This is a genomic window from Leifsonia sp. AK011 (assembly GCF_013410945.1).
In the GTDB taxonomy this organism is placed as follows: domain Bacteria; phylum Actinomycetota; class Actinomycetes; order Actinomycetales; family Microbacteriaceae; genus Rhodoglobus.
The window spans coordinates 2,831,687-2,850,134 of the sequence record NZ_JACCCH010000001.1 but is presented as its reverse complement, the minus strand read 5'-3'; the positions used below and the strand labels follow the sequence as shown (position 1 = coordinate 2,850,134).

The 18,448-nt window shown below is 68.0% G+C and carries 18 protein-coding genes; 12 read left to right on the top strand and 6 right to left on the bottom strand.

The features are described from left to right. Positions 1-7: 7 nt before the first annotated feature. Together HDC94_RS13810 and HDC94_RS13805 are read right to left on the bottom strand one after the other, a co-directional pair. Positions 8-493 carry a hypothetical protein gene (locus HDC94_RS13810; RefSeq protein WP_179498527.1) on the bottom strand — a complete coding sequence of 162 codons (486 nt, stop codon included), beginning with the start codon at positions 491-493 and terminating at the stop codon, positions 8-10. Between the two features lie 533 nt (positions 494-1,026). Continuing rightward, on the bottom strand, positions 1,027-1,980 hold the full coding sequence (locus tag HDC94_RS13805; RefSeq protein WP_179498526.1) for a nucleoside hydrolase: 954 nt from the start codon (positions 1,978-1,980) through the stop codon (positions 1,027-1,029). A gap of 59 nt (positions 1,981-2,039) precedes the next feature. On the opposite strand from HDC94_RS13805, the gene HDC94_RS13800 reads away from it, so the two are divergent. The 5 genes from HDC94_RS13800 to HDC94_RS13780 are packed head-to-tail and all read left to right on the top strand — an operon-like array spanning position 2,040 to position 5,739. Beyond that, positions 2,040-3,230: an adenosylhomocysteinase gene (locus HDC94_RS13800; RefSeq protein ID WP_179498525.1), complete on the top strand. Its 1,191-nt coding sequence runs from the start codon at positions 2,040-2,042 to the stop codon at positions 3,228-3,230. After that, on the top strand, positions 3,230-3,889 hold the full coding sequence (locus HDC94_RS13795) for an IclR family transcriptional regulator (RefSeq protein WP_179498523.1): 660 nt from the start codon (positions 3,230-3,232) through the stop codon (positions 3,887-3,889). Before HDC94_RS13800 ends, HDC94_RS13795 begins: the two co-directional genes overlap by 1 nt. 9 nt (positions 3,890-3,898) lie before the next feature. After that, complete coding sequence (locus HDC94_RS13790; protein ID WP_179498521.1) at positions 3,899-5,023, top strand: adenosine deaminase; 1,125 nt, start codon at positions 3,899-3,901, stop codon at positions 5,021-5,023. A gap of 3 nt (positions 5,024-5,026) precedes the next feature. Further along, the gene (locus HDC94_RS13785; protein WP_179498519.1) at positions 5,027-5,470 is read left to right on the top strand and encodes a PTS sugar transporter subunit IIA; all 444 of its coding nucleotides are present in this window, start codon (positions 5,027-5,029) and stop codon (positions 5,468-5,470) included. Further along, complete coding sequence (locus tag HDC94_RS13780; protein ID WP_179498517.1) at positions 5,467-5,739, top strand: PTS sugar transporter subunit IIB; 273 nt, start codon at positions 5,467-5,469, stop codon at positions 5,737-5,739. Before HDC94_RS13785 ends, HDC94_RS13780 begins: the two co-directional genes overlap by 4 nt. On the opposite strand, the gene HDC94_RS13775 is transcribed toward HDC94_RS13780, so the two are convergent. Together HDC94_RS13775 and HDC94_RS13770 are read right to left on the bottom strand one after the other, a co-directional pair. Continuing rightward, positions 5,740-7,392: a phospho-sugar mutase gene (locus HDC94_RS13775; protein ID WP_179498515.1), complete on the bottom strand. Its 1,653-nt coding sequence runs from the start codon at positions 7,390-7,392 to the stop codon at positions 5,740-5,742. It lies immediately after the preceding gene. After that, complete coding sequence (locus tag HDC94_RS13770) at positions 7,389-8,225, bottom strand: purine-nucleoside phosphorylase (protein WP_179498513.1); 837 nt, start codon at positions 8,223-8,225, stop codon at positions 7,389-7,391. Before HDC94_RS13770 ends, HDC94_RS13775 begins: the two co-directional genes overlap by 4 nt. A 79-nt stretch (positions 8,226-8,304) precedes the next feature. Between HDC94_RS13770 and HDC94_RS13765 the strand changes: the two genes are divergently transcribed. The 3 genes from HDC94_RS13765 to HDC94_RS13755 all read left to right on the top strand — a co-directional run bounded on the left by HDC94_RS13765 (position 8,305) and on the right by HDC94_RS13755 (position 11,519). Then, positions 8,305-8,946: a hypothetical protein gene (locus HDC94_RS13765; protein ID WP_179493705.1), complete on the top strand. Its 642-nt coding sequence runs from the start codon at positions 8,305-8,307 to the stop codon at positions 8,944-8,946. 39 nt (positions 8,947-8,985) lie between these two features. Next, entirely contained in the window at positions 8,986-10,422 is a 1,437-nt protein-coding gene (locus HDC94_RS13760; protein ID WP_179498511.1) for an NAD(P)H-quinone dehydrogenase, read from the top strand. A 155-nt stretch (positions 10,423-10,577) separates the two neighbouring features. After that, positions 10,578-11,519 (top strand): hypothetical protein, encoded by a 942-nt coding sequence (locus tag HDC94_RS13755; protein ID WP_179498509.1) that lies wholly within the window; start codon positions 10,578-10,580, stop codon positions 11,517-11,519. 113 nt (positions 11,520-11,632) lie between these two features. On the opposite strand, the gene HDC94_RS13750 is transcribed toward HDC94_RS13755, so the two are convergent. Both HDC94_RS13750 and HDC94_RS13745 read right to left on the bottom strand, forming a co-directional pair. Beyond that, complete coding sequence (locus HDC94_RS13750; protein ID WP_179498507.1) at positions 11,633-13,387, bottom strand: biotin carboxylase N-terminal domain-containing protein; 1,755 nt, start codon at positions 13,385-13,387, stop codon at positions 11,633-11,635. A 78-nt stretch (positions 13,388-13,465) separates the two neighbouring features. Continuing rightward, positions 13,466-14,092, bottom strand: a complete 627-nt coding sequence (locus tag HDC94_RS13745; RefSeq protein ID WP_179498505.1) for a nucleoside triphosphate pyrophosphatase — start codon at positions 14,090-14,092, stop codon at positions 13,466-13,468. A gap of 21 nt (positions 14,093-14,113) precedes the next feature. Here HDC94_RS13745 and HDC94_RS13740 point away from each other — a divergent pair, with 21 nt between their 5' ends. The 4 genes from HDC94_RS13740 (at position 14,114) to HDC94_RS13725 (ending at position 18,445) form a co-directional block, all read left to right on the top strand. Continuing rightward, positions 14,114-15,346, top strand: coding sequence for a class I SAM-dependent RNA methyltransferase (locus tag HDC94_RS13740; RefSeq protein ID WP_179498503.1), 1,233 nt, complete (start codon positions 14,114-14,116; stop codon positions 15,344-15,346). 90 nt (positions 15,347-15,436) lie between these two features. Next, a complete protein-coding gene (locus HDC94_RS13735) occupies positions 15,437-16,132 on the top strand; it encodes a response regulator (RefSeq protein ID WP_179498501.1) in 696 nt (231 codons plus the stop codon). Beyond that, positions 16,122-17,402, top strand: coding sequence for a sensor histidine kinase (locus HDC94_RS13730; RefSeq protein ID WP_179498499.1), 1,281 nt, complete (start codon positions 16,122-16,124; stop codon positions 17,400-17,402). The genes HDC94_RS13735 and HDC94_RS13730 overlap by 11 nt, the downstream gene beginning before the upstream one ends. Continuing rightward, positions 17,399-18,445, top strand: a complete 1,047-nt coding sequence (locus tag HDC94_RS13725; protein WP_179498497.1) for a hypothetical protein — start codon at positions 17,399-17,401, stop codon at positions 18,443-18,445. The genes HDC94_RS13730 and HDC94_RS13725 overlap by 4 nt, the downstream gene beginning before the upstream one ends. The last annotated feature ends 3 nt before the right edge of the window (positions 18,446-18,448 follow it).

Here is an 18,448-nt window from a genome sequence, read left to right as displayed (position 1 = left end):
GCTTACCTCAGCGCGTGGGGGACCAGCCTCGCGCGACCAGAGTGCGCCTTGCTCGGCCGATGGCATCTCGGTCGTCGGCCAGGTCATCGCCGGAGAGGCGGGTGTGGTGCCATCCTGCGTCCTGGAGGCGAGGCACGCGGGCAAGATCCTTTCGCCACTGTGCGCGGTCAGTGCGATGATGATCGCCCTCATAGTCAAAAGCCATCTTGTACTTGGAGAACTGAAGATCTGGCATCGCCAGAAAACGCCCCGATGTGTCGTAGATCCGCTCGTTCGGACGGCACTCGGGAAAACCCGCGCGCAGGAAGCGCAAGCGGAAGGCTGACTCCGGCGGTGCGTCTGATCTGTCAGACGCGAGCGCCGTCATCTCGAAGAGGCGAGCCCGTCCCCGTCGACCGCGGAAGCGGTGGACCGTCGCCTTCAGCCCGGCACCGGTCGCGCGCTGGTTGGTCGGCCGTCGCCACCACAGGATGTTGTCGATCGCTGCGAGCAACTCTTCATCGTGCAGTGATGCCGCGAGGTCACACGCCGTTCTCGCGAGCGACGTGACGCGGATGTCGCCCCGCAGGACGATGTCCTGTTCCGTGACCTGGAGGTGGTGTCCGGCGACTCCGCTCCACTCGGCCCCCGGCGCTCTCCCGGGACGGAGACATGGAGCGACGCATCCTCGGCCAGTTCGCGGGGCAAGGGGATGCCCCAGAGCAGCGCCGCTGTCGCGTGCGAGAAGAACGCACCGACCTGCATTCGCGCCGCGAACGCGCGTGCGCGTTCGACGAGTGTCGTGCTCGCAGTCGCGCGCACGCCCCAGAACGGCGCGGCGAGGTCGCTGCCGCGGAGCCGTTTCTCCGTGACGCCCGCGCGAAGTGCCTCGTCCACGCGGAAGGGTCGACCCCCAACGGACTCTGGCAGCGGGCGTGGCATCCACCAATCGTCCGACCGCCGGCCCGATTACGAGCCGGTCTCTCCACAGGCCTGCTGAGGTAAGCCGATCCGTCCCTAATTACCTGCTCTGAGGGGCAGTTCGGCTTACCTCGGAAGGCTCGGGTCGCCGATGCGCTCTAGCGCGTCGACGACGAGGGCCCAGAACTTGGGATGGTCCAGAGTGCGGGCCACCTGTGTCGTGCAGTCGTCCGGGGCAGGGGCCCTGAAATCGGCCACAGTCATGCCGAGGGTGAGGGTGCCCGCGAGCTCGATATCGAGCGGAACCCGCACCGTCTCCATCACGGACTGGTCGATCACGTAGGCGACGGCGCAGGGGTCGTGCACTGGCGGGTACTCGAAGCCCTGCTGGTCCTTGTAGGTCTCTCCGAAGAACTCGAGCAGCTCGCCCACAAAACGGGCTGGCGGAGTGCCGACAGCGGCGATCGCCGCTGCGACGGAGGGGGTCGCGAGCGCATCGTGGGTGAGGTCGAGCCCCACCATCGTGAGCGGCCACGTTTCGTTGAAGACGATGTGCGCGGCCTCCGGGTCGATGACGATGTTGAACTCGCTCGTCGCGCTCCAGTTGCCCACGTTCACACCGCCGCCCATGAGCACGACCTCGCGAACGCGCGAGGCGATGCGTGGCTCCTTGCGCACGGCGAGGGCGATGTTCGTGAGCGCACCCGTGGGCACGAGCGTGATCTCCCCGGGCTCGGAGGCCATGACGGTGTCGATGATGAAGTCGACGGCATGGCGCGGGTCCAGTTCGCCGACGGGCTCGGGCAGCACGGGCCCGTCCAGCCCGGAGTCGCCGTGGATCGACTCCGCGACTTCGACCTCGCGCACGAGCGGGCGGTGGGAACCGCGAGCGATCGGGACTCCCGTCATCCCACCGACTCTGGCTACCGCCCGGGCATTGCGCGTGACCTTCTCGATCGTCTGGTTGCCCATGACCGTCGTCACGCCGACGAGGTCGATCGCTGGGCTGCCCCAGGCGAGCAGCATCGCGATCGCGTCGTCGTGGCCGGGGTCGCAGTCGAGGATGATCTTTCGCGCCATGAGCCGAGCATACTGCCGACGCATATGAAAATGACATTCGTATATGTAGAATCGAGCGCATGACAGATCTCAGCAGCACCGAGCTCAGCGCACGCGGTGCCGCCCGCGTCGAGTGGATCCGGTCGCGGATGCCACTGCTCGCGAGAACCCGCGAGGACTTCGGGTCATCCCGTCCCTTCGCGGGCCACCTCATCGGCATGTCTCTTCACGTCGAACCCAAGACGGCGGTGCTTCTCGAGACCCTCGCCGCGGGAGGTGCGGAGATCGTCGCCACGGGCAACCACGGCTCCACGCAGGACGACATCGTCGCCTACCTGCGCGACCTCGGCATGACCGTCCACGGGCGGCGTGACGACAGCCTCGAGCAGCACCACGAGAACGTGGCAGCCGTGGCAGCAGCGCGCCCCGACATCCTTCTCGACAACGGCGCGGATCTCGCGGCGCTCGCCGCTGGTGCAGGCGAGGACTGGCGCATCATCGGCGGTACCGAGGAGACGACCTCGGGCGGTTTGCGCCTGCGCTCCCAGCTCGAGGGTCGCATCCCGTTCCCGGTCATCGTCATCAATGACAGTCTCCTCAAGGCGATCGGCGAGAACCGCCACGCGGTCGGCCAGTCGGTCGTCGAGAGCTTCATGCGCATCACCAACCTCATGGTGCCGGGCAGGCGTTTCGTCGTCGCGGGCTACGGATGGTGCGGCAGCGGTGTCGCGCACTACCTCCGCGCTCTCGGTGGCAAGGTGGCCGTCGCGGAGATCGACGAACTCAAGGCGTTCGAGGCCGCGATGGACGGCTATCGCGTCGCGCCCCTCGAGGATCTCGCCGAGTGGGGAGAGGTCTTCATCACGGCGACGGGTCACCCCGGCGTGCTCACCGAGCCGTTCTTCGAGCGGGTCGCGGATGGCGCCGTGCTCGCCAACTGCGGCCACTTCCCCTGGGAGATCGACGTGCCGGCGCTGCGTGCCTACTCGACGGGCGCGACGGTGCTCGACGAGGCGATCGAGCGCATCGATCTCCCGGGCGGGCGCCACGTCATCCTCCTCGCCGATGGCCGCATGTTTAACCTCGCGGGCCGCGAACCGAAGGGCAACTCCCTCGAATCGATGGACCTCGGCTTCCTCCTCCAGTCCCTCTCCCTCGAGCGCGTCGCCACCGCACCCGAGTCGCTCCTCCCGGGCGCCCAGCCCGTGCCCGACGTCCTCGACCGCGAGATCGCGAGACGGATGCTCGCCGCGATGGCCGCGCACCGCTGATGGCCGAGCAGCCCTCCACGTACCAGGCCCCTGCCCTCGACAAGGGCCTTGACATTCTCGAGCTGCTCGCCGACCAGCCGGGCGAGCTCAGCCAGTCCGAGATCGCGGACGGTGTGGGCCGCAGCGTGGGGCAGGTCTTCCGCGTGCTGGCGACCCTCGAACGGCGCGGGTACATCGTGCGGGACGCGCAGTCCGGCCTGTACTCGTCGTCCATGAAGCTCTTCGACCTCGCGCACCGCAACCCGCCACTGCGGGGGCTCATCGCCGTGGCATCCGCCCCCATGCGTGACCTCGCCGAATCCACGCGGCAGTCGTGCAATCTGAGCGTGCTCGATGCTGGCCGCGTGCGCGTGATCGCACAGGTGGAGAGCCCCGCGGACTTCGGCTACCGGGTGCGGGTCGGCGCGGAGTTCGCGGTGGAGGAGACGGCGACGGGCAGGGCGCTTACGATGGGCGAGACCGTGGTGCGGCCCGACCCGCTCCAGGCCGGGATCACCGATGTCGTGGTGCCGGTCAGCGATGCATCCGGCACGATCGCCGCCCTCACGGTGCCGTACGTCGCCACGACGTTCAGCGCGATTCCCGCCGAGGACGTCGTCGCCGCTGCCACTCGGGCGGGGGCCGCGATCTCACGCCTATTGCAGGGCGAACCCCGGTAGATTGGAGGCATGAACCCCGCTGCTGCCGAATTCCTGATGCCCGGGGGAGGAGCAAGCATCACCGCGCTCCCGAAGGTCTCCCTGCACGACCACCTCGACGGTGGGTTGCGGCCGCAGACCATCATCGATCTCGGGAGCGAGATCGGCCTCGAGCTTCCCGCCACCACGGCCGACGAACTCGGAGAGTGGTTCGCCGAGAAGAGCGATTCCGGCTCGCTCGTGGAGTACCTCAAGACCTTCGACCTCACGACGGCCGTGATGCAGACCCATGACGGTCTCGTGCGTGTCGCGCGTGAGTTCGTGCAGGATCTGGCCGCAGACGGCGTGATCTACGGCGAGATCCGCTGGGCTCCCGAGCAGCACGTCGCCCGTGGTCTCACGCTCGACCAGACCGTCGAGGCCGTGCAGGAGGGCCTGGACGCGGGAGTGGCGGATGCCGCGGCCAGCGGCCATGGCATCCGTGTCGGCCAGCTCGTCAGCGCGATGCGCCACGCGGACCGCGGCCTCGAGATCGCGGAACTCGCGAAGCGTCACTTCGGCAACGGCGTCGTCGGATTCGACATCGCGGGTGCCGAGGCGGGCTTCCCCGCTGGCAACCTCCGGGACGCCTTCGACTACCTCGCCCACAACTTCATCCCCGCCACCGTGCACGCTGGTGAGGCTGACGGCATCGAGAGCATCCGCGGTGCGCTCTTCGACGGCCGCGCGCTGCGCCTCGGCCACGGCGTGCGTCTGGCCGAAGACGTGCAGACGGCCCGCGAGGACGACGAGAACACCTACGTCACGCTCGGCCCGGTCGCGCAGTGGGTGAAGGATCGCGAGATCGCCCTCGAGCTCTCCCCGTCGTCGAACCTGCAGACCGGCGCGATCGAGCAGTGGGGCGATGAACTCATCGATCACCCCTTCGACCTGCTCTACCAGCTCGGCTTCCGCGTGACCGTCAACACCGACAACCGCCTCATGAGCGCGACGTCGCTCAGTCGCGAGCTCTACCTGCTCGCGGAGACCTTCGGCTACGACCTCACCGACCTCGCCGTCTTCCAGCTCAACGCTGCAGCAGCCGCGTTCCTCCCGCTTGAGGACCGCGAGGCGCTCGCCGACACGATCGTTGCCGCCTTCGACGAGGCCCGGTAACGGATGGCACTGCCCCCACTCCCGGAGTCCGCCATCGTCATCGGTGCCGAGGTCGCTACCTGGCGCGATGCGGTGACGGTTGCCGCCGACGCCCTCGCGGCATCCGGCGCCGCTCGCCCCGCGTACGCGCAGGAGATGATCCGCATGATCGAAGAGCACGGCCCCTACGTCGTGATCGCGCCGGGTCTCGCCCTCGCCCACGCCCGTCCGGGGCCCGAGGTTCTCACCGATGGGCTCGCGATTGTCACGCTGCGCGAACCGGTACGGTTCGGGCATCCGCACAACGACCCGGTTCGCGTCGTGCTCGGGCTTGCGATCACCGATCCAGGCACGCACCTCGGTGCCGTCGCGAGCCTCGCCAACGTCTTCAACGACAGCTCGGCGATCGCGGATCTCGCCGCGGCGACGACCGCGGCAGAGGTGCGAACCATCATGGGTGTCGCATGAAGATCGTCACGATCTGTGGCGCGGGCATCGGCAGCTCGGGCATCCTCCGGGTCAACGCCGAGCGGGTGCTGCGCAAGCTCCGCATCGAGGCGGACGTCGTGGCGGCGGATGTCACGACCATCGCACAGGTCGCGGCCGACGCCCAGGTCATCCTCACCTCCGCTGAGTTCGTCGAGGCGATCGGCTCGACCTACGCCGACGTCATCGTGATAGAGAACTACTTCGACACGGCGGAGCTCACGGACAAGCTCGAGGCCGCGCTGGGCTGATCAGACCCCGAGGAGCGTGTGCATCCCCGCGTCGAGTTCGGTGATCACGGCCTCCGCTGCCGCGATCCGCGCAGCACCGTCACCCTCGTTGGAGCTCGCATCGAGGTAGACCTTGAGCTTCGGCTCGGTTCCGCTCGGGCGCACGATGACGCGCGCGCCGTTCTCGAGGTGGATGCGCAGGATGTCGCCGGGCGGGTACGGACCGAACCCGTCGATGAAGTCATCGATGCTCGCGACGGCCAGGCTGCCGATGTGGCTCGGGGGTGCCGAGCGGAGGGCCGCCATCATCCGCCCGATGTCGGCGAGGTCGGAGACGCGGACCGAGATCTGACCAGAGGCGAAGCCGCCGAACTTCTCGGCGAACGCGAGCAGGTGCTGCTCGACGGTTGTTCCCGCGGCCTTCAGCTCGGATGCGAGGGAGAGGAAGTCGACCGCGGCCGAGATGCCGTCCTTGTCGCGGATCTTGGCGGGGTCAACGAGGTAGCCGAGTGCCTCCTCGTAGCCGAAGCTCAGGCCGGGAGCGCGAGAGATCCACTTGAATCCCGTGAGGGTCTCGACGTGCTCGAGGTGGTAGGCGACGGCGACCTCGCCGAGAGCAGGGGAGGAGACGATGGATGCGGCAAGAACACCGTCCTTGCCCGCGCGTTCTGCGGCGCGCCACCCGAGTAGCCACCCGATCTCGTTGCCGGTAAGGCGGCGCCAGCCGGTCGCTGTGGGGATCGCGATCGCGAGACGGTCGGCATCGGGGTCATTGGCCACAACGATGTCCGCGTCGGATGACTCGCCGAGCGCCATCACGAGATCCATGGCACCGGGCTCCTCGGGGTTGGGGAAGGCAACCGTAGGGAACGCAGGGTCAGGCTCCGCTTGCGCTGCGACGATCTCCGGGATGCCGAATCCCGCGGCCTCGAAGACCGCGCGGGCCGTCTCCCACCCGACGCCGTGCATGGGGGTGTAGGCAATGCGCAGGGGGCTTGCGACGCTCGCGATCGCCGCGGTTCGCCGCACGTACTCGTCGATGACGGACTCGTCAGCGAGCACGAAGTCGGTGGAGCGCGGAAGCTCCGAGATGGGCGCATGGGCAACCTGGTGGATTGCCCGGGCGATGTCGGCATCGGCGGGCGGCACGATGAGGGAGCCGTGATCGAGCCCACCCAGGTAGACCTTGTAGCCGTTGTCCCGTGCGGGATTGTGCGACGCGGTGACCATGACGCCCGCGCTCACGTCGAGGTGGCGCACGGCGAACGCGAGCACGGGGGTGGGGAGGTGACGGGGCAGAAGGATGGTGTGCACCCCGGCGCCCGCCATGATGACGGCTGTGTCGCGCGCGAAGACCTCGGAGTTGGTTCGTGCGTCGTAACCGATCACGACGCTCGGGCTCGGCTCGCGGTGGAGCAGGAAGGCGGCGAGACCAGCGGCGGCCTGCGCGACGAGAACACGGTTCATCCGGTTCGGGCCGGGACCGAGCTCGCCGCGGAGGCCAGAGGTGCCGAACTCCAGGCGGGAGCCGAACCAGTCACGGAGCTGGGCCCCAGCGACGGCGTCGCCCGCCTCGGCCGCGACGATCGCAGCCTCGAGTTGCTCGCGGGTCGTGGCATCCGGATCCTGCGCGGCCCACGCCTTGGCGTGCTCGAGCAGCTCGTCGGCACTCACAGCTGACCAACGATCTGCGCGAGCAGCGCGCTGATGCGGCCCTCGGCCTCGCGCCCGGCCTCGATGACCTCCTCGTGGCTGAGGGGGGTCTTCTGGATGCCCGCGGCGAGGTTCGTGATGAGTGACATGCCGAGGATCTCCATGCCGGCCTGTCGCGCAGCGATCGCCTCGAGAGCGGTGGACATTCCGACGATGTGTCCGCCGATGGCCTTCGCCATCTGCACCTCGGCCGGCGTCTCGTAGTGCGGGCCGCGGAACTGGCAGTACACGCCCTCGTCGAGGCTCGAGTCGACCGTGCGGGCGAGATCCCGGAGTCGCTTCGAGTAGAGGTCGGTGAGGTCGATGAACGTCGCGCCCTCGAGGGGTGAGTCGGCGGTGAGGTTGATGTGGTCGCTGATGAGCACAGGGCTGCCGGGCTTCCAGGTGTCCTTGATGCCGCCGGCGCCATTGGTGAGGATCATGGTGGTCGCGCCGGTCGCCGCTGCCGTGCGCACGGAGTGCACGACCCGGCGCACGCCGTGGTTCTCGTAGTAGTGGGTGCGGGCACCGATCACGAGGGCGCGCTTGCCCGTCGGCAGGAGCACGGAGCGGAGGGTGCCGACGTGTCCCTCGAGGGCGGGCTTCGAGAATCCGGTGATGTCGGATGCCGGAATCGTTGCCGTCGTCTCGCCGATCAGGTCGGCAGCCTTCGCCCATCCGGAACCGAGGGTGAGAGCGATGTCGTGGCGCTCGACGCCAGAGATATCGGCTATCTCCGCTGCGGCGATCCTGGCGATCTCGAAAGGGTCTGCTGAACGGTCATCCAGCGGGTTGACGGTGTGTACCTGCGACATCCCTCAAGCCTAATGATCTGACCCACGATCGTTATCTGGGCGCGCATTTTTCGTGACCAGGTGATGGCATCATGGCACCATGAGCGCTCCTCGTCTTGTTGCCGCGGTTGCCGTGGTGCTGCTCCTCGCGGGATGCGGGCCGACCGCGCCGCAGGCCACTCCGACTCCCACACCGACTCCGACGATCTCCACGCCGAGTCCGACGCCTGAAGCGCCGGCCCCGGCAGCGCTCGTGCTGTCGCTCGACGCGCTCACCCTGCAGGACCAGAACGGCGCAGCGCTCGAGTCCGCTCCGCTTGCCGACCCGGATGCCGCGATCACTCTCGTGAGTTCGCTCACGGGAATGACGCCCGACCCCGAGGACAACGGCAAGTTCGGCATGTCCTACGAATGGCCGGAGATCAGACTCACCGTGAACTTCTCCGTCACCTCGGTCCGCGTGATGTCCGCGACAGTAGCGGGCCTTCCCGTGTCGACGAGCCAGGGCATCCACGTGGGATCCTCTCGCTCCGATGTCGTTGCGCTTGACCCTTTCGTCCAGCAGTACGACGGTGACGCCGACGGGCTACCCGACATCTACGGACTCGAGCCCGTGAGCGTGCCGGAGCACGAGTCGCTGAGCAATCCCGGCAACCCGGGCACCGACTACATCGCGGTCTTCATGAGCGGCGACACCGTGGCTTCCCTTGGCGCGCCGGGCGGGGACTACCGCGACATTTAGCAGCCCAGTGCCGCTGTCGACCCGTGACACAATTTACGCATGGCCTATGAGTTCGAGCGGAAGCAACGCATTGCCGTACTCGGGGGAGGTCCGGGTGGCTACGAAGCCGCACTGGCCGCCGCGCAGCTCGGAGCAGAGGTCACGGTCGTCGAGCGCACCGGCATCGGTGGCTCGGCGGTACTCACGGACGTGGTGCCCTCCAAGACCCTGATCGCCACCGCAGAAGCGGTCGGCAATGTGGGGGAGGCCACCGACCTGGGTGTGCAGTTCTTCAGTCGAACGGATGCCGGCCGCCCCGTCCGACCGGAGATCACGGTCAATCTCGCCGCCGTCAACGCCCGCCTCCTGCGGCTGGCGCGCCAGCAGTCCGAGGACATGAAGTCGCAGTTGCTCAAGGCGGGGGTTCGCATCATCCAGGGCGACGGTCGCCTGGACGGACCCAACCGCATCGTCGTCTCGACCGGCAAGGGCAAGTCACGGGTCGACTTCGACGAGTGCGAGGTGGACACGATCGTCGTGTCCGTGGGTGCCCGCCCGCGCATCCTGCCCACCGCCAAGCCCGACGGCGAGCGCATCTTCACGTGGACCCAGCTCTACGACCTCAAGGAGGTGCCGGAGCACCTCATCGTGGTGGGCTCCGGTGTCACCGGCGCCGAGTTCGCCTCCGCGTACCGTGCGCTCGGCTCCGAGGTCACCCTCATCTCGTCGCGCGACCAGGTGCTGCCGGGTGAGGATGCCGACGCCGCCCGTGTCATCGAGGACGTCTTCAAGCGCAACGGCATGACCGTGCTCTCCAAGTCGCGGGCCGAGTCGGTCACGCGCACCGCCGATGGCGTCGTCGCGACCCTGTCGGACGGTCGCACGGTCGAGGGCTCGCACTGCCTCATGGCGGTCGGTTCGCTTCCCAACACCGAGGACATCGGGCTGGTCGAGGCGGGAGTTCAGCTCACGGCATCCGGTCACATCCGTGTCAACCGTGTTGCTCGCACGTCGGTCCCGTCGATCTATGCGGCCGGCGACTGCTCGGACTTCCTGCCCCTGGCATCCGTCGCGGCCATGCAGGGGCGCACCGGTGTCTTCCACGCGATGGGGGATGCCGTGAACCCCACCGAACTGCGCAACGTGACGTCGAACATCTTCACCCAGCCCGAGATCGCGACCGTCGGCTGGTCGCAGAAGCAGATCGAGGACGGCATCGCCCAGGGCGAGATCTACAAGCTGCCGCTGGCCTCCAACCCGCGCGCCAAGATGATGGGCATGCGCGACGGCTTCGTGAAACTCTTCGCCCGCACCGGTTCCGGCACGGTCATCGGTGGTGTGATCGTGGCGCCCCATGCATCCGAGCTCATCATGTCGGTCGCCCTCGCCGTGGAGCACCGCCTCACGGTCGATCAGCTCGCCCGCGCCTTCTCGGTCTACCCCTCCCTCACGGGCAGCATCACGGACGCCGCCCGAGCCATGCACATCGTCAACTAGGGGTCTCCCGGGGTTCTCTTCCCAAACAGCGCGCCCCTTGACTGAAAGCGCGCACATTTCGACACCTCTCGTCAACATGGACGACCCGTCGCCATCATCACCCAGATGGGTGGTGCGCGGTCTCCTCCCAGCGGCCGGCGACGCACGCTATCGGGATGCCCCACAGCACGTCGACTCCCTGGCTCAACCACCTTGTCTCATCGACCGCCATCCGCCGGTCGGGCGACGGCCCGACGTTCTACCGGCAGGCGCGCGCGGGTCACTTCACCCGGCTCTGCGAGGGATGGTACGTCCCCACCGATTACTGGCTCGGGCTCGACACCGACACGCAGTTCCTTCTCCGTATTCACGCCGCAGCAAGGGCATCCCGCTCGGGTCTCCTGTTCTCGCACCTGTCCGCGGCGGCACTCTGGAGGTTGCCGATGGTGGGCGCGTGGCCGGAGCGGCCGGAAGCCACCGTCGGTGACTCGCCTAGCGCGACGAGGCGGGCGTTCACGGCGCGACGGTACCCGCTGCCCAACGACAACGACACGATTGACGGCCTCGACGTCACCACGATGGCGCGCACCCTCATCGACGTCGGACGCACCCAACGGCTCAGCACGTCGGTAGCGATGATGGATGCTGCGCTCTCCCTCGCGACCGATGGGAGCCCGATTCGCACCCGCGTCACCCGGCCAGAGCTAATCGACGAGTTATCGCAGGGCTCCGCTCGCGGGCAGTCGCGCTGCGCTGATGCCGTGGAACTCGCGGACGGTGCCAGCGGATCGGCTGGGGAGTCGCTCAGCCGAGTAGGCATACACCTGCTCGGATTGCCAAAACCACAGTTGCAGCACGAGTTCCGCGACGAGCGTGGCCGCATCGTCGTCGACTTCTGGTGGCCCGAGTTCGGACTCGTCGGCGAGTTCGACGGGGTGGGGAAGTACCAGCGCGACGAGTTCCGCAAAGGGCGCACTCCGGGGGAGGTGGTCGTCGACGAGAAACTTCGGGAGGACCGGTTGCGCGCGCTCGGCCCTCACGTGACGCGGTGGGGTTGGGTGGTGGCATCCTCTCTGCCCGCACTTGAGGCGCACCTTCGCTCGGCGGGTCTGCGCTAGCTGCTGGCTGCGTTAGTCGATCAGAGTGACAAGCAGCGTGCACATGTTCGCGACTTTTCCCAAGGAGCGCGCTCTTTGGGAAGGAGACCCCCGGAGAGGCAGGCGGGCAGGGGTCAGTCGGTGATCGAGAGGAGGACGTGGCCCGAGGAGACCGTGGTGCCGACCGAGGCGTTGATGCCGGAGACCGTGCCATCCTTGTGCGCCACGATCGGCTGCTCCATCTTCATGGCCTCGAGCACCAGAATCAGGTCGCCCTTCACCACAACGTCGCCCTCAGTCACGGCGAGCTTCACGATCGTCGCCTGCATGGGCGCGGTCACCGAGTCGCCCGTCACGGTGCTGACGGATGCCGCCCCCCGGCGCCGCGGAGGTGCAGCCAACGCGGCTCCGCCGGCCGTCGTCGGCACGAGCTTCGTCGGAAGGGACACCTCGATGCGCTTGCCATCGACCTCGACGACCACATTGTGGCGGGCCGGCGCGGGTGCGCCCTCGACGAGGGATCCGCTCCACGGCTCGATGTCGTTGTCGAACTCGGTCTCGATCCAGCGCGTGTACACCGAGAAGGGCTCGCTCGTGAAGGCCGGGTCCCTGACGATCTTGCGGTGGAACGGCAGCACTGTGGGGAGCCCGGCGATCTCGAACTCGTCGAGTGCGCGGCGCGAGCGCTCGAGGGCATCCTCGCGGCTGACGCCCGTGACGATGAGCTTGGCGAGGAGCGAGTCGAACGCACCGGTGATGACATCGCCGGTGGTCACGCCGCTGTCGACGCGCACGCCGGGGCCGCCGGGGAAGCGGAGGGCCTGGACGGGGCCGGGGGAGGGGAGGAAGTTCATGCCCGGGTCCTCGCCGTTGATGCGGAACTCGAACGAATGGCCCTGAGGAACGGGGTCACCGTACTCGATCACGCCACCCTCCGCGATGCGGAACTGCTCACGCACGAGGTCGATGCCGGTGACCTCCTCGGAGACGGGATGCTCGACCTGGAGTCGCGTGTTCACCTCCAGGAACGAGATCGTGCCGTCCTTCGCCACGAGGAACTCGCACGTGCCAGCGCCGACGTAGCCGACCTCCTTCAGGATGGCCTTCGAGGACTCGTACAGTGCCGCATTCTGAGAATCGGTGAGGAACGGAGCCGGTGCCTCCTCCACGAGCTTCTGGTGCCGACGCTGCAGCGAGCAGTCGCGCGTGGAGATGACGACCACGTTGCCGTGCTGGTCTGCGAGGCACTGGGTCTCGACGTGGCGCGGCTGGTCGAGGTACTTCTCGACGAAGCACTCGCCGCGTCCGAAGGCTGCGACGGCTTCGCGCGTGGCCGAGTCGAAGAGTTCGGGGACCTCTTCGCGCGTACGCGCGACCTTGAGTCCGCGACCACCGCCACCGAACGCGGCCTTGATCGCGACCGGCAGCCCGTGCTGGTCGACGAACTCGAGCACTTCCTCGGCGCCGGAGACGGGGTTGAGCGTTCCGGGGGCGAGGGGGGCGCCGACCTTCTCGGCGATGTGGCGTGCGCTGACCTTGTCACCGAGCTTCTCGATCGCCTCGGGCGACGGGCCGATCCAGATGATGCCGGCGTCGATCACGGCACGGGCGAAGTCCGCGTTCTCGGCAAGGAACCCGTATCCGGGGTGGATCGCGTCGGCACCGGAGCGCTTGGCGACGGAGAGGATCTTGGGTACGACGAGGTAGGTGTCGGCACTCGTCATCCCATCGAGGGAGTACGCCTCATCCGCGAGCTTGACGTGCCGGGCATCCCGGTCCTGGTCCGCGTAGACGGCGACGGTGGCGATACCACTGTCCTTGGCGGCGCGGATGACGCGAACGGCGATCTCTCCACGATTGGCAATCAGGACTTTTGTGATTCGAGCCATAGTTTCTCCAGCTTAGGGCGCGCGCGAACGCCAGCACTGTGGGCGACACACAAAGAAGGACGGGGAGCGTTGTGAGCGTCAGCGATTCCAGAGCGCGGTCCAGGGGATGCCCACCTCACGCACCAGGCGGCGTGCGAGTGACACCGACAGCCCCACGACGGCGTGCGGGTCACCGTCGACGCTCGTGATGAAGGCGGAACCGAGGCTGTCGATCGTGAACGCGCCGGCCACCGTGAGCGGCTCACCTGTCGCGATGTAGGCGTCGAGTTCCTCGTCGTCGATGTCGTCGGCGAAGGTGACTCGCGCGGTGGAGACGCCGCCGACGGCCGAGGCGGCAACCCCGTCACGGTGGTCGATCACCCAGTGGCCGGAGTGGAGCAGGCCGCTGGCGCCGCGCATCCCGAGCCACCGTTCGCGCGCGACCTCGGGGAGGTGCGGCTTGCCGTAGACGACACCATCGAGTTCGAACATCGAGTCGCCGCCGAGGATCACGCCGTCGATCGGCTCGCCATCGACGAGCGTGCCGACGATCGCCTCTGCCTTGGCCCGCGCGAGCAGCTGCACCGTCTCCGCCGGTGAGAGCGGGCCAGCTGCCGCGACCACCGCGTCCTCGTCCACATTCGAGGGCACGAGCACGGGCTCGATGCCCGCATTGCGGAGCGTGGCCAGTCGCGCGGGAGAGGTCGAGGCGAGGTAGAACCGCACGGCACTCCTAAGCTCTACAGAATGGGTGAACTGCTGGGAAAGACGATCGAACTCGACGTTACCAACATCGCGCACGGCGGAGTCGCCGTGGCGAGGCATGAGGGTCGGGTGGTGTTCGTCTCTGATGCCATCCCCGGGGAGCGTGTGCTCGCGAGGGTCACGAATGACGCGAAGAAGTCGTTCCTGCGCGCCGACACGGTGTCGGTGGTCACGCCGAGCGAGTTCCGCCGGGACCACGTCTGGGACGCGGCATCCCTCGACCGCGACCCCGATGAGCGCGCCGGCGGCGCCGAGTTCGGGCACATCCAGCTCGCCCACCAGCGCGAGCTCAAGCGCCGCGTGCTCGCGGAGTCGCTCCAGCGCATGGCGAAGACGGACACGGATGCCACGGTCGAGCCAGTCCCTGGCGAGACCCCCGACGGCACCGGGTGGCGTACCCGTGTGCGACTCCACGTCGACGAGGCCGGCACGATCGGCCCCTACGGCGCACGCAGCCATCGCGTCATCCCCATCACCTCTCTTCCGCTCGCGACGCCGGAACTCGCCGAGGCTGCGCCGCTCGGCGAGTCGTTCCGCGGCAACGACAGCGTCGACATCCTCGCGCCCTCGGCAGGCGGAGTTCGGCTGGTCGTCGGCGCCCAGAAGCCGTCGGTGATCACCGAGGTCGTGGGGTCGCGCGAGTTCCGCCTCCACGACACGGGCTTCTGGCAGGTGCACCGCGGCGCGGCATCGCTCCTCAGCGAGGTCGTGCAGACGATGATCGACCCCGACCGATTCGATCCCTCGGCAGCCAACCTCGACCTGTACGGGGGCGTGGGCCTGCTCGCCGCAGCGGTCGCCGACCGCTTCGGCCCTGGCACCCGCCTCACCTCGATCGAGAGCGACACCTCGGCAACCGACTTCGCCTCGGACAACCTCAGCGAGTGGGTCGGTGCTCGCGCCGAGACAGCCAGGGTGGAGCGCTGGATGCCACGCTTCGCGGCCGACGCGAGTGCGACCGAGCGGGCCCGCCTGGCCCGTTCCACCATCGTCCTGGACCCGCCGCGATCGGGCGCCGGGCGCGAGGTCGTCGACGCCGTGGCCTCCGTCTCGCCCGCGCAGATCGTGTATGTCGCGTGTGACCCCGTGGCTTTCTCCCGCGACGTCGCCTACTTCGCCGAGCACGGGTACACCCTCGAGCGGTTGCGTGCGTTCGATCTCTTCCCGAACACGCACCACCTCGAGGCCGTGGGAAGGCTCTCACGCACGAACTGAGCGTCGCCGCACTGCCTTCCGCGGTATGTCACCGGCGGGAGCGGGACGGCGACACTACACTGGGGGGCAGATTTCGAGACAGGAAGCACCATGGTCGCAGAGGCAGCTACCCACCCGACGACAGGGTCGCGAGTGCGAGTCGCGGTGGTCGATGACCACGAGTCCGTTCGCCTCGGACTGAAGGCAGCATTCCTCGACGAGGGCTACGACTTCGTTCTCGAGGCGCCCACCGTCGAGCAGCTCATTACCGGCCTCGCCGGTCGCCAGGTGGATGTCGTGGTACTCGACCTGTCGCTCGGTGACGGGTCGACCGTCACCGACAACGTCAAGAACGTGCAGGCCACCGGCTCCGCCGTGCTCGTGCACTCGATCGCCGATCGAGTCGCGAGTGTGCGGGAGGCACTCGCTGCCGGTGCGGCAGGCGTCATCCCCAAGTCCTCAGCGACCAAGACGGTCCTTGCCGCGGCAGCGACTGTCGCGCGAGGCGAGGTTCTCAACAACCTCGAGTGGGCGACGGCGATCGATGCCGACCGCGACTTCGCGAAGGCACAGCTCGGTCGTCGCGAACGCGAGATTCTCCACCTCTACGCGTCCGGTCTGCCCCTCAAGCTCGCTGCGCAGCAGCTCGGCATCGGGTACTCGACCGCTCGCGAGTACCTCGACCGTATTCGCGTGAAGTATGTCGAGGTGGGCAGGCCAGCGCCCACCAAGGTCGATCTCCTCCGACGAGCCGTCGAAGACGGGATCCTTCCGGGACTCGACCCGGACGGCGGAGATGGCCGATAGGCAGGCCGCTCCCGGCCCTGTGCCCCAGGGCAAGCAGCCCAGGAATCCGATCAGCCGCAAGCAGGTCGAGAAGGTAATCTCCCGGTCCGTCGCCGTGTTCGGCCTCGTCTTCGGCGCCCAGACGGTGCCGTGGCTGATGGGACAACTCGACGAGGCGTACCCGATCTGGTTGTGGATCGTCGTGCCCGTGCTTTTCGGGCTCCTGATCTTCGTGGTGATCATGTCGTTCGCGCAGGTGTGGGTGCGCAAGGCCCACGGGACCTTCGCGATCACCTACTTCGTTGTACTCGTCTCCTGGCCCCTTGCCGTGCTTCCCGGTGCCGACATCTTCGGTGGCATCCACTGGCTCAACTACCTCATCACCGTGGCCACGGCGATGGCGGCGATCGCCTTCACCTGGCGCATTGCGACCGGCTATCTGGTCCTGACGTCCGTGATCTACTCGACCATTCGGGCGACGCCCGTCGGCGGCAACGCGGGCTGGGAGCTCGCCGTGCTCGAGGGCATGTACGCGCTCATCCTCGGTGGTGCGGTGCTCATCATCGTCACGATGCTTCGGCAGGCGGCGTCCTCGGTGGATGCCGCGCAGGCGACCGCCCTCGAACGGTACAGCCACGCGGTCCGCCAGCACGCCACCGAGGTCGAACGGGTGCAGGTCGACTCAATTGTGCACGACAGTGTGCTCACGACCCTCATCTCGGCCGCGCGTGCGTACACGCCCCAGGCCAAGGAACTCGCGGCGACGATGGCGGGCAACGCCATCGGTCATCTCCGCGACGCCGCCGGTGCCTCGCCGGAGGATGACACGACGGTGCGCTTCACGACGCTCGTCGATCGCATCACCGAGGCGGCGTCCTCGCTCTCCAGCCCCTGGGAGCTGCGGGTGCGCAGCATCGGCACGGCGTCACTGCCCGTGCAATCAGCTGACGCCATTTACGCGGCAACGGTGCAGGCGATGGTCAACAGCCTCCAGCACGCTGGGGAGGGGAACGTCACGCGCTGGGTGGCGATCCGCGGCGTGCGCCCCGGTGGCATCGAGGTGGTGATCGCCGACACGGGCGCGGGCTTCCGGCTTGCCGACATCCCCACGGAGCGGCTCGGCGTTCGCGTCTCGATCATCGAACGCGTGGCCAACGCCGAGGGACGCGCAGTCATCCAGTCAGCCCCGGGGGAGGGCACGATCATCACGATCCGCTGGCCCTACCTTCACCCGACAGCGCTTCCCGTCCCAGAGCCCCTCATCGGCTACGACGAGGAGGAACTGGCGTGAGAATCGGAGTTCCCCGCTACCTGATCGTCGGCATCGCCGCACTGTTCTCGGCCTACCACCTCGTGCTCGCGACGTACACGATCGATATGCCGCGCAACCCCGTGCCCGTCTTCGTGGCGATGGCGCTCTACGCGATCGCCACGATCATCAGCCTTCTGCCCATCGGCCCCATCAGGATGCCGATCTGGATGGCCGCCTTCAACTTCGCCATCGTGGTCGCCATCACTCTCCTGGTCTCCAATGAGCTCGACTTCACCGGGCCGGGTGGCCCCGGGTACGCGAGCTGGTACGTTGCGGCGAGCGGAACCCTGTTGACGATCACCTCGACGAGGCTCAGGCATTCCTTCGCCTGGCTCGGCATCGGGTTCCTCGTTGTGCAGTCCGCGGTGCTGGTCGGTCCGGGGCTGTTCGCCCTCGGCATCGTCGGCAGCGCCTCGTGGGTCGCCGTCTCGCACGTGCTCAGCACAGCGCTCGCGAAGGCCTCCAAGGACGCGCATCGGTTCGCGCTCGCCGAGCGCGAGGCCACCGACTGGCAGGCCGCGCAGGAGGCTCACGTCTACGAGCGCCAGTTCCGCCTCGGCCAGACGAGCGCGATGGCCCTCGGGATGCTGCGGCAGATCCAGGACAGCGGTGGCGAGCTCACCGATGCCCAACGACAGGAGTGCCTGCATCTCGAGGGTGCGATCCGCGACGAGATCCGCGGGCGCAAGCTTCTCAACGACGCGGTGCGCGATGAGGTCATGAACGCGCGCCGCCGAGGGATCACCGTGACGCTACTCGACGAGGGTGGCATTGACGACCTGTCGGAACAGGACCTCGATCGCGTGCTCAACCGCCTCGCGGTGGCGCTGCACGAGACGAAGGCCGACAAGGTCATCGCCCGCACCGTGCCGGAGGGCTCGGAGGTCGCCGTCACCGTCGTCGGGCTCCGCACTGTCGCCGATGGCGAGGCTGTGGCACTCGGCCAGGATTCGCTCGAGGACGACGAGGTCGATCTCTGGCTGGAGATCCCCCGTTCGGTGACCGTTCCGGCCGAGGCGTAGCAG

What these genes read in the sequence shown, in the direction of transcription:
- HDC94_RS13805 (WP_179498526.1), bottom strand. Translation starts at nt 1,980, where the DNA reads ATGGCGCGAAAGATCATCCTCGACTGCGACCCCGGCCACGACGACGCG.
- HDC94_RS13800 (WP_179498525.1), top strand. Translation starts at nt 2,040, where the DNA reads ATGACAGATCTCAGCAGCACCGAGCTCAGCGCACGCGGTGCCGCCCGC.
- HDC94_RS13795 (WP_179498523.1), top strand. Translation starts at nt 3,230, where the DNA reads ATGGCCGAGCAGCCCTCCACGTACCAGGCCCCTGCCCTCGACAAGGGC.
- HDC94_RS13790 (WP_179498521.1), top strand. Translation starts at nt 3,899, where the DNA reads ATGAACCCCGCTGCTGCCGAATTCCTGATGCCCGGGGGAGGAGCAAGC.
- HDC94_RS13785 (WP_179498519.1), top strand. Translation starts at nt 5,027, where the DNA reads ATGGCACTGCCCCCACTCCCGGAGTCCGCCATCGTCATCGGTGCCGAG.
- HDC94_RS13780 (WP_179498517.1), top strand. Translation starts at nt 5,467, where the DNA reads ATGAAGATCGTCACGATCTGTGGCGCGGGCATCGGCAGCTCGGGCATC.
- HDC94_RS13770 (WP_179498513.1), bottom strand. Translation starts at nt 8,225, where the DNA reads ATGTCGCAGGTACACACCGTCAACCCGCTGGATGACCGTTCAGCAGAC.
- HDC94_RS13765 (WP_179493705.1), top strand. Translation starts at nt 8,305, where the DNA reads ATGAGCGCTCCTCGTCTTGTTGCCGCGGTTGCCGTGGTGCTGCTCCTC.
- HDC94_RS13760 (WP_179498511.1), top strand. Translation starts at nt 8,986, where the DNA reads ATGGCCTATGAGTTCGAGCGGAAGCAACGCATTGCCGTACTCGGGGGA.
- HDC94_RS13755 (WP_179498509.1), top strand. Translation starts at nt 10,578, where the DNA reads ATGCCCCACAGCACGTCGACTCCCTGGCTCAACCACCTTGTCTCATCG.
- HDC94_RS13750 (WP_179498507.1), bottom strand. Translation starts at nt 13,387, where the DNA reads ATGGCTCGAATCACAAAAGTCCTGATTGCCAATCGTGGAGAGATCGCC.
- HDC94_RS13740 (WP_179498503.1), top strand. Translation starts at nt 14,114, where the DNA reads ATGGGTGAACTGCTGGGAAAGACGATCGAACTCGACGTTACCAACATC.
- HDC94_RS13735 (WP_179498501.1), top strand. Translation starts at nt 15,437, where the DNA reads ATGGTCGCAGAGGCAGCTACCCACCCGACGACAGGGTCGCGAGTGCGA.
- HDC94_RS13730 (WP_179498499.1), top strand. Translation starts at nt 16,122, where the DNA reads ATGGCCGATAGGCAGGCCGCTCCCGGCCCTGTGCCCCAGGGCAAGCAG.